Genomic DNA, 13,263 nt, shown 5'->3' with positions numbered 1-13,263 from the left:
TGTCGCTTTGAAGGCGACCAAATAATGGATATTGTTAGTTAAAATTATATCATAATCTATTATGAGAGGATGTTTATGATGAATATGAATTTAACTGAAATTATATTTTTACTAGATCGTAGCGGTTCAATGGCTGGGCTTGAGAATGATACAATTGGAGGGTTTAATTCATTTATCGGAAGACAGAGTAAGCATGAGGGAGAAACTATGGTAACTACTGTTTTATTTGATGATGAGTATGAGGTATTATGGCATGGCATTGATGCTCGACATGCAAGACTATCAGAGAACGAATATTATGTTAGAGGCACAACCGCACTTTTGGATGCAGTCGGTAAAACAATTTTAGAGGTGGGTCAAAGGTTATCTAGGACTGAAGAAGATAACAGACCCGGCAAGGTGATTTTCGTTATTACTACGGATGGAATGGAAAATGCAAGTTACGAGTTTAGCTATCAGAAGGTGAAGGGACTAATTAAAAATCAAAAAGATAAATATAACTGGGAATTTATTTTTATGGGAGCAAATATTGATTCGGCCAAAGAAGCAGAGAATATAGGGATTGATCGTGAATATTCGTATAAATTTAATGCTTCAGAAAGTGGTATTAAGGATATGTATGAAGTGGTGTGTGAAATGGTAACCGAGAAACGGATAAAATAAAGGAAATCACTCCAAAAATAAGCAAAGGTATGCGAACATTTAAAGTTTGCACACCTTTGCTTTACTTTTTCCAAATGTGAAAAATAATGTTTAGTGGATAAACAGATAGGAGTAAGTTCTATAATGAGCTTAATTCTTCTTCAAAATAGAACGTTTGTGGCATTTCCTTTAAGGTATATGAATATCTTTTCATGTTTGCAACAAAGCTGCATTTACTTACTGTCATTGTTTTTCCCGTGGCTTTAATCAACACTTTTTCATTTACTTCAAATTTATTTTTATTTTTCATACAAGGCCGCCTTTCTTAACGTTATTTCTATTATCTCATATTATGCGCAAATTTAATAACATAACCTTTATAAGAAATTTAAAGATCTCCAAGAATCTCATACATACATTCGATAAAACGCGTAAAATAAAGTATTTTCGTAAGTTGTGGTAGTTATTGGGATTTAAGGGTATACTGGTTAAATAGGGAAAATCCCTGGTCTTCTGGTGCTAGTTGGATTAGCAGAAGGGAAGACATTAGGAAGGATGACCAATTTGAAAACAAGTACGGTTTACCAAGCCCAAGCAGGAGATGGATTTAGAAACAAGCGTATGAGGAGAACAAATTCCTATTTTAATACACCTGAAGAAGCAGTCTCTGAAGCTCTAGCGATGAAGGAGAAAATGGACCTTACATACAAGAATGAGATTGAATGGGATTATGATCGTAAAATTACGGGCTCAGTTGAAAAAATGAAGATATTAAAAGGTTATCTTGTTAATGATGATGGACCCAAAATGTTTTATCTTCAAATCACCTCATTGGAACTGCAAAAGGAATACCATATTGATTTACCAAAAAATCCACAAAAGGTTTCTTCGAAAGATAAGAAGGTTATAACTAGAGTTAATAAATTATATATGTAATAATTTCCAATATCATAAGTGGACTATAGAAGTGGCTAATATAGCATTTAGTAGCCATATAACCGAGCTCCCTTCTCGTGCGAAAGCATGTTGTTCTTAAAGGTAGCTCGTTTTTTTATTGGTGTATCAATATTGATCATTTAACAGATATTTTGGTCAAGAAGTATCCATTATTTAAAAGAAATAATAAAAAACAGGGTAAATTTGTTAAAAGACTATTCTTCTATTTGCTATTCTGAGATTTATCTGTTATGCTAAGGAAGAATTATTTTTGTTCGGTCTGTAAGGATAGAATAAGTATTTAAACTTTTCGCCTTTGATAACTAATTGAGCAACGATAGTAATAAAAAGTGGAGATATTCCACACAGGAGGAAACAAACATGCAACAAGGTACAGTAAAATGGTTTAACGCAGAAAAAGGTTTCGGATTTATCGAAGTTGAAGGTGGAGAAGACGTATTCGTACATTTCTCAGCTATCCAAGGCGAAGGCTTTAAATCTTTAGACGAAGGCCAAAAAGTTACTTTTGACACTGAGCAAGGTCAACGTGGACTTCAAGCTACTAACGTAAACAAAGCATAATTGCTGCTAAAGGGGCTCTATTATTAGAGCCCCTTTTTTATTTGCAAAAAAACATCTAAAAAAATTTACATAAAAAAAGACTGACCCGTGAAGGCAAAATCTATAAGATAGAATTTGCACTTCTTAGTCAGACTCGAAAAAAACTCAATGTTACAGGTTTTAAAATGGTAGGTAAAGCATAACACACTATTGCTTAAATAACTAATTAAAAATTAATTTAATCTGCATATATGAAGGTTATCTCGAAATTTTGTTGCTTATAAGCTTCTTAGACCACTATGTACCAAATGAAATAGCATCTTTTCTTTCGTGAATTTATTCCAATATTACATTTATGTCTTGTTGATTTTAAAATTAGTTCAATCAGAAACGATCTTTCAGAAGAGAGTATTTATAGATAAAAAAGTAAAACCTATCACTTTTTGGATATAATCCATATTTAAATCGTGTATATCCTTGTTGGTTGTGAGAATTATAAATATAAAATACGAAAAAAGAGGTAAAACATGAGCAATATATCGTTTGAAGATTTTCAGATAGGTGATGAAATAAAAAGAGCTCTTCAATTATTGAAATATAACACTCCTACAGAGGTTCAAAGGGAAGTGATTCCACAAGCCCTAGAGAATCGAGATCTTGTTGTAAAGTCTAAAACAGGAAGCGGCAAGACGGCCGCATTTGCCATTCCTATATGTGAAAGAATTGAGTGGGAAGAAAAATATCCACAAGCATTAATTCTTACACCTACTAGAGAATTGGCCGTGCAGGTTCGTGATGATGTAACTAATATTGGAAGGTTCAAAAGAATTAAGGCTTTGGCTGTTTATGGGAAAGAGCCCTTTTCAAAGCAGCGTGAAGAATTGCAACAAAAAACACATGTGGTGGTTGGAACTCCTGGTCGGGTTATGGACCATATTGAAAGGGAATCACTCAATTTAGAACAGCTGAAATACTTAATCATTGATGAAGCGGATGAAATGCTTAATATGGGATTTATTGATGAAGTGGAAAAAATAATAAATCAACTTCCTTCAAACAGAGTAACAATGATTTTTTCTGCAACCCTTCCTAAGGATGTTGAAAATCTTTGTTTTAAATACATGGACACACCAACTCAAATTGAAATAGCAACTACAGGTATTACTGCTGAAACAATAGAACACCAGCTTATAAAAGTCACTCAAGAAACTAAAAATGCCATCCTAAAGGATCTAACAATCGTTGAAAACCCTGATAGCTGTATCATTTTTTGTAATACAAAAGAACATGTAGATCAATTGTATAACGAACTCAATGAGTCAAACTATTCCTGTGAAAGACTTCATGGAGGGTTAGAACAGGTAGATCGGTTTGCTGTGATGGATGGATTTAGAATGGGGAACTTTAGATATCTTGTGGCGACAGATGTTGCAGCAAGAGGGATAGATGTTGACAATGTCTCGCTTATCATCAATTATGATGTACCTATGGAAAAAGAAAGTTATGTTCACCGTACAGGAAGAACCGGTCGGGCTGGAAATAAAGGAAAAGCGATAACACTAGTAACACCTTACGAGGAAAAATATCTAAAGGCGATTGAGAGGTATATTGGCTTTGAAATCTCAATTATGGAAACGCCAAATCAAGAGGATATACTGAGTAACAAAGCTGCTTTTGAAGAAAAAGTCGGTGGGCGTCGTGTGGTAAAGAACAACAAAACGGCTCGGATTAATAAAGATATTATGAAGCTTCACTTTAGTGGTGGAAAAAAGAAAAAGATTAGAGCGTTAGATCTTGTTGGAACTATTTCAAACATCCCAGGAGTAACATCCGAGGATATCGGTATCATAACGATCAAGGATAACTTATCTTATGTAGATATTCTCAATGGTAAAGGGTCGTTAGTTTTACAAGCGATGGAACATACAAAGATTAAAGGAAAAAAACTAAAGGTTAGTGAAGCGATTAAATAATTGTGGAAAGGACGGTTACCTAATCATAATCGTCCTTTTTTGTATGGTGAACAGTGTGAAAGGGTGAAAAAATTAAGTGAATAACAACAAAAAGCCAAGTTATTTATACCAATATGCCTGTAGGGAAGATGAGAAGCAATTAGCTGCATTAGAAATGAGATCATTCTTTGGTCAGGATTCAGATGACTCCATGATTGTAGAAAGTCATGTGAAGATAGACCCTAGTAGAAGCCCGTTTATCAGGGAAAGGGTAGAGATTATGTATGAGGGTTCTAAAATAGAGGATATTGTTGAGCAAGTTAAACAGATCAAACTCGAAAACACAACATTCAAAGTTATGTTTATTAAAAGTAGTGATCTTGAAAAAAAGAAAGAATTTGGATTAAAACAGCGCCGGAAAATTGAGAAAGAAGTTGGCTTGAGTATCGATGGTGAACCAGACCTGCTCGAACCGCAAGTATTTTATGGAATAATGAATGTGAATTGGCGTTGGGTTTTCGGTCATTATGAAAAAAATGATGCGACATGGTTGCGCCATCAAACAAAGCCCCATAGTTATTCCACGGCCCTTAGTACTCGCGTAGCGAGAGCTGTAGCTAATATTGCTGTTCCAGATCCGAGAGGGATAAAGGCAATTGATCCTTGTTGTGGGATAGGTACCGTTTTAGTAGAGGCCATATCAATGGGAATTGATATCGTAGGGAGTGATGTAAATCATCTCATCCTTCCTGGTACACGTGAAAACATCGCATACTTCGGCTTAGAAGGAGAGGTTAAGTGTAAGGATATACGTGAAGTAACAGAAAAGTATGATGTAGCAATTATTGATATGCCTTATAATTTATGTTCTGTGATTACTCCTGATGAGCAGCTAGAAATGTTTCAAAGCGCATGGAGATTTTCTAACAAACTTGTAATTGTTACACTTGAACCTATTGATGGTGTCATTATAGAAGCAGGATTTAAAATTATAGATCGATGTGTAGTAAATAAAGGAGCGTTTACTAGGCAAATTATTGTGTGTGAAAAAGTTAATTGTTAAGTTTTTTTGAAAAGTTGCATTATGAAAACAACCTAATTAAATGAAATCCCTCAAGATTAAATAAAAATAACGCAGGAGAAGAATTCTCCAGCGAGCAATGTTCACATTTAATTTTATATAGTTAACTCTCAAAAAATCCCCAGACTCCCTCATTACCTATCGTAACGAGGGAGTCTGGGGCAATAGAGAGGTCAAGCAACATTGTTAGTAATTTCTCTATTAGCTCCAAGCTTAGTTACTTTTCTTAAATAAGGAAGTACATAATAATCTGCCCCATATTTACCTGCGTTTGCGCCAGCTGCTAGGATGATAACACCAATTAAGATCATCCAAGGGTTTGTGCTCACTGTACCTGCAAACATGAACATAAAGTTCATCATAAGACCAAAGAACATAGCCGCTGTTGTTAAACATCCTAGAATTAACCCTAAACCTACTAAGAACTCTCCCCATGGAATTAAGAAGTTAATCATTCCGACGTTTGGTAAGGCTACTCCTTCAATGAATGCATTATATGTTGGATAAACGGCTGCACCTGTTGCTTTATTAGCGACGGGATTTGCTAGCGCTCCATTTAAATATCCAGCAGCATCAAAGCCACCACCTGTGATCTTGCCCCAACCAGCTGTCATCCAGCTCCAACCTAGGTACACTCTTATCACTGCTAAAATCCCTGCTGCAATAGTGTTTTCTCTTAAAAAAGTGTTGATCATCTTGATCCTATCCTTAGTAACTTTTATTTTTTATTTATCTCTATGTCTGAATTATATAATCATGCGAAAGTATTCACAATATATATGTGAATACTTTCGCATATCGTTCAAGAAGTTGTGAACTTTCTATTACATACATAGTGGTTATGTAATATACTATCGAAAAATTAGGTTTCCAAAAGTAATTGAGGATAATCCTGCATGGATGAAATTGATAATATCTATATTAAAGTATTGGTAATGTTATAATTTGTTCGCGAATGTGTAATCTAAATTTTGTAAATTACTTGTTCGGTTGTTATTTATTATGTTGTAGAATTTTTAAAGGAACCTTATCTTTTAGCTTTAGGAAAAAAACTTATTAAAAAGCAACTTGGAGTAGTGAAAGTTGATTATAGAATAATAAAGAAAGAGTGACTTTATAACCAGAGTTATGGTGTTAAAATGTAGCTATCTATTATAGTGAAATAGACTCTTTACAATTATAAGGATATAAAGTAAACTTTAGTAAAAAGTTTTACTAAAAACTATTACGATTTTAAATAAAAGTTAAATGGAGGATATAAAATGGCTACCATTAAAGATATAGCAGAAAAGGCTGGTTACTCTATCTCGACTGTTTCAAGGGTACTAAATAACGATCAAAGTCTATCTGTCCCAGATGAAACAAGAGAAAAGATTTATGAAGTGGCAGAACAATTAAACTACCGGAAAAAGACCGTTAGACTGTTAGTGAAAAACATTGCGTTTTTATACTGGTTATCAGATAAAGAGGAACTAGAAGATGTATATTACAAAACGATGAGAATTGAAATTGAGAAGCTAGCTGGAATTTTTAATGTGGAAATGCTTACTTACAAGATATCAGGCGGCATTCGGCAAATTCCGGATAATATTGAGGGGTTCATCGCTGTGGGTACATTCTCAGACAAAGAGTTGGCATACCTAAGAAGTATAACCTCAAACGGGGTATTCATTGATTCATCACCAGATCCACACCATTACGATTCAGTTAGACCGGACTTAGCGCAAATAACACGAACGACAATCGATTTTTTAGTGGAAAAGGGTCATAAAGAGATAGGTCTAATAGGAGGTACCTATCATAATCCAAATACTGATGAGGATGAAAGAGATCTGCGAGAAAGGGTGTTTCGCAGGTATATGGAGGAAAAAGGTTTACTAAAGGAAGAATATATCTTCTCTCATAGAGGATTTTCAGTAGAGAACGGCTATTTCTTGATGAATAAGGCGATTGAAAAGCTAGGGGATAAGTTGCCTACAGCCTTCTTTGTGGCAGCGGATCCGATTGCGGTTGGATGTTTGCAAGCGTTGAATGAACAAGGAATTGCGATTCCGAATCGAGTGAGTGTTGTAAGTATTAACAATATTAGTGTTACTAAATACGTCTCTCCACCTTTAACAACTTTTCACATTGATATTAGGGAATTATGTAAAAATGCGATCGAGTTATTACTCGAACAAATACTAGAAAAGCGTAAATTAGTAAAAACCTTGTATTTAGGCTCTGAATTAGTGGTTCGAAAGAGTACGAACTAATAAGTAAAACATTACCGTTCATATTTTCGTAAAATAATTTACCTATTCTAGTAAAAAAGTTGTTTACATGTTTTCTGTGTGATGATATATTGTATTTAGCAAAGCGCTTTCAATTAGATGAAAAATAAAATAAAGTGCTTTTAAAAAACAATTTTGAAAGGATGTATATCCATGAAGTTGAAAAAATATTTTAGCATTTTAGGTGGTCTTGCTTTAACTTTATCTTTAGTTGCTTGTGGGCCTCAAGAAAGTGGTAATGAAGACACTGGTTCAAATGAAGAAGCAACAGAAACTAAAGAGTTAATCGTTTGGGAAGATATAGAAAAAGGTGAAGGTATTGCAGATGCCATCGCTAAGTTCGAAGAAGAAAATGGTGTAACGGTAACGGTAATCGAAAAACCATATGCTCAACAAATTGAGGATCTACGTTTAGATGGTCCAGGTGGAACAGGGCCAGATGTATTAACAATGCCTGGTGACCAAATTGGAACAGCGGTTACTGAAGGATTAATTAAAGAATTAAACGTCGGTGACGATGTCAAATCAATCTATACTGAAGCAGCTATGCAAGCTCAAACAGTTGATGGAAAAGTTTATGGATTACCAAAAGCAGTTGAAACAACAACACTTTACTATAATAAAGATTTGATTTCCGAAGAAGAACTGCCACAAACTCTTGAAGAATGGTACGACTATTCAAAAGAAGTAACTGATGGCAAACAGTTTGGATTCTTAGCTCTATTTGATCAAATCTACTATGCACAAAGTGTGATGAGTGGTTATGGTGGATATATCTTCGGTCAAAATGAAGATGGAAGCTTTAATGCAGATGATATTGGTCTTAATAACGAGGGTGCAATCGAAGGTGCACAATTTATCCAGAAGTTTTATGATGAAAAGCTATTTCCATCAGGAATCATTGGAGAACAGGGGATTAATGTAATAGAATCATTATTTACTGAAGGTAAAGCTGCTGCAATTATTTCTGGTCCTTGGAATGTAGATCCATTTACAAAGGCTGGAGTGAACTTTGGAGTTGCGAAACTACCTGCACTAGCTAATGGTGAAAACATGAGTGCATTTGTGAATGTAAAAAGTTATAACGTAAGTTCTTACTCAAAGAATGCTGAACTTGCAGAAAAATTTGTTGCATTTATTGCAAATGAAGAAAATTCTAAAACAAGATATGAAATTACAAAAGAAGTACCAGCTGTTGCTGCTTTAGCAAATGATCCAGTTGTTGCTGAAAGTGAAGTAGCTAAAGCTGTTGCTGAACAATCTCAATACTCAGAATTAATGCCAAATATTCCTGAAATGAATGAAGTTTGGACTCCTGCTGATGCATCTTTACAAACTATTGCAACGGGTAAGGCACAGCCAGAAGAGGCATTAAATCAAGCGGTTGAAACAATTAAAGGGCAAATTGAAGCAAAACATAAGTAATAATTAGTATGAATAGTGGTGTCAAACGCTAATTATGTTTGACACCATTTATTATAAGAACGAATATATGGGCCGATCAATTGGTCTTATTTATAAAGAGGTGAACAAGGTGAAACATAGTAAAATAGCCTTACTACTATCGATTATTCCTGGATTAGGTCAATTTTACAATAAGCAATGGGTGAAGGGTCTTACATTTCTAATTCTTGCTGTATCCTTCTTTGCAGTGTTTAAAGATCTCTTAAATATGGGACTCTGGGGAATTGTCACACTAGGAACTGAGGTTCCAAGAGATAACTCTATTTTCCTATTAGCTGAAGGTATTATTGCTCTTATTGTCATTGCTTTCGGTCTTGCATTCTATTATATAAACTTAAAGGATGCTTATAAAAACGGGAATCTTCGCGATAAAAATATGAAGCCAAGTTCTCTAAAGGAAGATTATCATAATCTAGTCTCACAAGGTTATCCATATGTAATTAGTGGTCCTTCTCTATTCATTTTAATTTTTGCTGTAATATTCCCAATCCTATTTAGTTTTGCACTAGCATTTACTAATTACGATTTATATCATTCACCACCTGCGAATTTAGCAGATTGGGTGGGCTTCGATACATTTCTTGAAATCTTCACAGTTGATATTTGGCGTTCAACGTTCTTTGATGTCTTAACATGGACAATTATCTGGACGCTTGTAGCCTCAACTCTCCAAGTGGCTCTCGGAATTTTCTTAGCAATCGTCGTAAATCAAAAGGATATTCGTTTTAAAAGATTTTATCGTACAGTCTTAGTTTTACCATGGGCAGTACCAGGATTTGTAACAATACTTATTTTTGCAGGGCTATTTAACGATAGTTTTGGTGCAATTAACAATGATATTTTAGCAGCATTTGGAATTGATGCAATTCCGTGGCTAACAGATGAAAATTGGACGAAGGTTGCGCTTATCCTGATGCAGGGCTGGCTTGGTTTCCCATATGTTTTCCTTGTAACAACAGGGGTACTGCAATCGATTCCAGATGATTTATATGAAGCTGCTACTATTGATGGTGCTTCTATTTTCGCTAAATTTAAAAATATTACTTTACCAATGATATTGCTTGCTATGGCACCTATTATTATCACCCAGTACACCTTTAACTTTAATAACTTTAATATTATTTATCTATTTAATGGTGGCGGACCAGCAGTTCCTGGTTCTAATGCTGGTGGAACAGATATATTAGTTTCATGGATTTATAAATTAACGATGCAATCAAGTCAATACTCACTTGCAGCCGCATTAACAATTCTATTATCAATCTTTGTTATCGCAATTGCATTATGGCAATTTAGACGAACAAATTCATTCAAAGAGGGGGCTTAAAACGTTGATGACAAATATGAAAACGCAAAAATTCATACGTCTCTTTTTATCTTACTCAGTCTTAACGTTCATGGCTGTTGTTATTATTTACCCCCTACTTTGGACAGTCGGAGCAAGTTTTAACCCAGGTAACAGCTTGATAAGCACTTCTATGATCCCAAAAAATCCAACGTTGGATCATTACAGAGAGTTATTCGCAGGGAAATCTAGTCTACAATATGGGCAATGGTATCTAAATTCGTTGAAAATTAGCATTTTCACCATGATAGGAACAGTTATTAGTGTGTCGTTTACAGCCTACGCATTTTCTCGTTTTCGCTTTAAGGGTAGACAAAATGCACTTACTTTATTTCTGTTATTGCAAATGATTCCACAATTTTCGGCATTAATCGCTCTTTTCGTTTTAGCTCAAATTTTAGGGATGATGAATAATCATTGGTTATTAATTCTTCTTTATGTTGGTGGATTAATCCCAATGAACACTTATCTGATGAAGGGGTATATGGATTCTATACCAATGGATCTTGATGAAAGTGCTAAGATTGATGGGGCAAGTAACACTAGGATCTTTTTACAAATTATTATGCCACTTTCAAGACCGATGATTGCCGTAGTCGCAATGCTTGGATTTACAGGTCCGCTTGGGGACTTCGTTTTATCGTCAGTCATTTTAAGGCAGCCTGAAGCTTACACTTTACCAATTGGTTTATACAACTTAGTAAATGAGGTAATGGGTGCAAGTTACACCACCTTTGCTGCTGGAGCAATATTAATTAGTATTCCGATTGCAATTATCTTTATTATGTTGCAAAAGAACTTTGTATCTGGCTTAACGGCAGGTGGAACAAAGGGTTAATGAATGAGAAATAAAGTGATAGAAGGAGATTATTATGTCAAAACATGAAAAAACATATGTGACAAATGCGAATTTTATGCTTCATGGCGGAGACTACAATCCTGATCAATGGTTAGACAGACCTGATATTTTAAGTGATGACGTAAAGTTAATGAAGTTATCACATACAAATACATTTTCGGTAGGGATCTTTGCTTGGGCTGCACTTGAGCCTGAAGAGGGAGTATACAATTTCGAATGGCTAGATGAGATTTTCGAAAATATCCATGGTATCGGAGGAAAAGTCATTTTAGCAACGCCAAGTGGGGCTCGTCCTGCTTGGATGTCTCAGAAATATCCTGAAGTCCTTCGGGTTAATGGTGCAAGAGTCAAACAACTTCATGGTGGAAGGCATAATCATTGCTTTACATCAGAAGTTTATCGTGAAAAGACACAAGAAATGAATCGCTTATTAGCAGAAAGATATGGAAATCATCCTGGACTTTTAATGTGGCATATATCCAATGAGTATGGTGGAGAATGTCATTGTGAAAAGTGTCAGACAGCATTTAGAGCATGGGTGAAAGAGAAGTATAATAATGATCTGAAAGCTTTAAATGATGCTTGGTGGGGACCGTTTTGGAGTCATACAATTACTGATTGGTCACAAGTTGAGTCACCGTCTCCAATCGGAGAAAATATGGTTCATGGATTAAATTTAGATTGGCGTAGGTTTGTTACGGACCAGACGATTTCTTTTTATAAAAATGAGATTGTTCCATTAAGGGAGTTAACTCCTTCAATTCCTATTACGACGAACTTTATGGCAGACACACATGATTTGATTCCATTCCAAGCACTTGATTATAGTAAGTTCGCTAAACATCTTGATGTCATTAGCTGGGACGCGTATCCAGCTTGGCATAATGATTGGGAAAGTACAGCTAGTCTAGCTTCTAAGGTTGCATTTATTAATGACTTATATAGAAGTCTGAAACAGCAACCATTTCTGTTAATGGAATCTACACCAAGTGGAGTTAACTGGCATGATGTGAATAAAGCAAAACGTCCAGGTATGCACTTATTATCATCAATGCAAATGATCGCACATGGATCTGATAGTATTCTGTATTTCCAATGGCGTAAATCACGTGGATCTTCAGAAAAATTTCATGGTGCTGTTGTGGATCATGATAATAGTTCAGAAAACCGTGTGTTTCAAGAAGTGGCTAAAGTAGGGCAGACATTAGAGAAATTAAATGATGTAATTGGTACGAACCGTCCGGCAGATGTGGCAGTTCTTTATGATTGGGAAAGTAACTGGGCCCTTAATGATGCGCAAGGATTTGGAAAAAAAACGAAGCTATATCCACAAACGCTTCAGCAGCATTATAAAGCTTTCTGGGAAAAAGATATTCCAGTTGATGTGATCACAAAGGAACAGGACTTTTCATCTTATAAACTTTTGATTGTGCCGATGCTTTATTTAGTAAGTGAAGAAACGATCGCACGTTTGAAGACGTTTGTTGCGGATGGCGGTACGCTCGTTATGACTTATATTAGTGGGTTTGTAAATGAGTATGATTTAACCTATTTAGGTGGGTGGCACAAAGATCTTCAAGAAATTTTTGGTGTGAAACCAGTTGAAACAGATACTTTATATCCAAAAGATCAAAACTCTGTCACGTATAATGGTAAAACCTATCAATTAAAGGATTATGCAACGGTTATTAAAGTAGATACAGCAAATGTAGATGGTATCTATGTAGATGATTTTTATGCCAATACTCCTGCAGTAACGAGCCATCAATTTGAAGCTGGAAAAGCTTATTATATTGGTGGACGTTTTGAGCATGCATTCCAACAAGATTTTTATCAAGGGTTAATAAGTGATTTATCTCTTGAACCAGTTGCTTCAGTAGAACATGGTGAAGGAGTTTCTGTACAAATTCGTCAAGCTCCTGAAAGTGACTATTTATTCGTCATGAACTTTACTGAAGAAAATCAACTTGTAAGATTTGACTCAGTTGTTAAAGACTTAATTACAGGTGAAGAAATTTCTGGGGAAGTTAAGTTAGAAAAGTATGAAGTAAGAATCGTAGAGAAATCAAAAAGCTAATTATGAAGAACGGGGGAGTTTCCCCCTTGAAAGTTAGATAACGCCGCTGGTAATGACTGTTGTAGAGTCTTCT

Annotated in this window: 12 protein-coding genes; 10 read left to right on the top strand and 2 right to left on the bottom strand. The window is 35.2% G+C overall.

Going from position 1 to position 13,263, the window contains the following annotated elements; genetic code table 11:
• The first annotated feature begins 78 nt into the window (after positions 1 to 78).
• On the top strand, positions 79 to 663 hold the full coding sequence (locus BK579_RS24595; protein WP_078550828.1) for a vWA domain-containing protein: 585 nt from the start codon (positions 79 to 81) through the stop codon (positions 661 to 663).
• Between the two features lie 118 nt (positions 664 to 781).
• Here BK579_RS24595 and BK579_RS25950 read toward each other — a convergent pair whose 3' ends face one another.
• Positions 782 to 952 (bottom strand): hypothetical protein, encoded by a 171-nt coding sequence (locus BK579_RS25950; RefSeq protein ID WP_169891251.1) that lies wholly within the window; start codon positions 950 to 952, stop codon positions 782 to 784.
• A gap of 254 nt (positions 953 to 1,206) precedes the next feature.
• Here BK579_RS25950 and BK579_RS24590 point away from each other — a divergent pair, with 254 nt between their 5' ends.
• The 4 genes from BK579_RS24590 to BK579_RS24575 all read left to right on the top strand — a co-directional run bounded on the left by BK579_RS24590 (position 1,207) and on the right by BK579_RS24575 (position 5,154).
• The gene (locus tag BK579_RS24590) at positions 1,207 to 1,578 is read left to right on the top strand and encodes a hypothetical protein (protein ID WP_235848530.1); all 372 of its coding nucleotides are present in this window, start codon (positions 1,207 to 1,209) and stop codon (positions 1,576 to 1,578) included.
• Positions 1,579 to 1,959: 381 nt separating this feature from the next.
• Positions 1,960 to 2,160, top strand: a complete 201-nt coding sequence (locus tag BK579_RS24585; protein WP_078550080.1) for a cold-shock protein — start codon at positions 1,960 to 1,962, stop codon at positions 2,158 to 2,160.
• Positions 2,161 to 2,666: 506 nt separating this feature from the next.
• Positions 2,667 to 4,112 carry a DEAD/DEAH box helicase gene (locus BK579_RS24580; RefSeq protein ID WP_078550078.1) on the top strand — a complete coding sequence of 482 codons (1,446 nt, stop codon included), beginning with the start codon at positions 2,667 to 2,669 and terminating at the stop codon, positions 4,110 to 4,112.
• 76 nt (positions 4,113 to 4,188) lie between these two features.
• Entirely contained in the window at positions 4,189 to 5,154 is a 966-nt protein-coding gene (locus BK579_RS24575) for a TRM11 family SAM-dependent methyltransferase (RefSeq protein ID WP_235848529.1), read from the top strand.
• Between the two features lie 191 nt (positions 5,155 to 5,345).
• Here the strand turns inward: BK579_RS24575 and BK579_RS24570 are convergent, their stop codons facing one another.
• Entirely contained in the window at positions 5,346 to 5,867 is a 522-nt protein-coding gene (locus BK579_RS24570) for a DoxX family membrane protein (RefSeq protein ID WP_078550076.1), read from the bottom strand.
• Between the two features lie 567 nt (positions 5,868 to 6,434).
• On the opposite strand from BK579_RS24570, the gene BK579_RS24565 reads away from it, so the two are divergent.
• From BK579_RS24565 to BK579_RS24545, 5 genes are all read left to right on the top strand, one after another.
• Positions 6,435 to 7,427: a LacI family DNA-binding transcriptional regulator gene (locus BK579_RS24565; RefSeq protein WP_078550074.1), complete on the top strand. Its 993-nt coding sequence runs from the start codon at positions 6,435 to 6,437 to the stop codon at positions 7,425 to 7,427.
• Positions 7,428 to 7,598: 171 nt separating this feature from the next.
• Entirely contained in the window at positions 7,599 to 8,870 is a 1,272-nt protein-coding gene (locus BK579_RS24560; RefSeq protein WP_078550072.1) for a galactooligosaccharide ABC transporter substrate-binding protein GanS, read from the top strand.
• Between the two features lie 109 nt (positions 8,871 to 8,979).
• A complete protein-coding gene (locus BK579_RS24555; RefSeq protein WP_078550822.1) occupies positions 8,980 to 10,236 on the top strand; it encodes a galactooligosaccharide ABC transporter permease GanP in 1,257 nt (418 codons plus the stop codon).
• Between the two features lie 16 nt (positions 10,237 to 10,252).
• A complete protein-coding gene (locus BK579_RS24550) occupies positions 10,253 to 11,092 on the top strand; it encodes a galactooligosaccharide ABC transporter permease GanQ (RefSeq protein ID WP_078550820.1) in 840 nt (279 codons plus the stop codon).
• Between the two features lie 31 nt (positions 11,093 to 11,123).
• Positions 11,124 to 13,190, top strand: coding sequence for a beta-galactosidase (locus BK579_RS24545; RefSeq protein WP_139365155.1), 2,067 nt, complete (start codon positions 11,124 to 11,126; stop codon positions 13,188 to 13,190).
• Positions 13,191 to 13,263 lie beyond the last annotated feature (73 nt).

Origin of the sequence: Litchfieldia alkalitelluris (genome assembly GCF_002019645.1) — a bacterium.
Lineage (GTDB): Bacteria > Bacillota > Bacilli > Bacillales > Bacillaceae_L > Litchfieldia > Litchfieldia alkalitelluris.
This window is presented reverse-complemented; position numbering and strand designations above follow the sequence as displayed.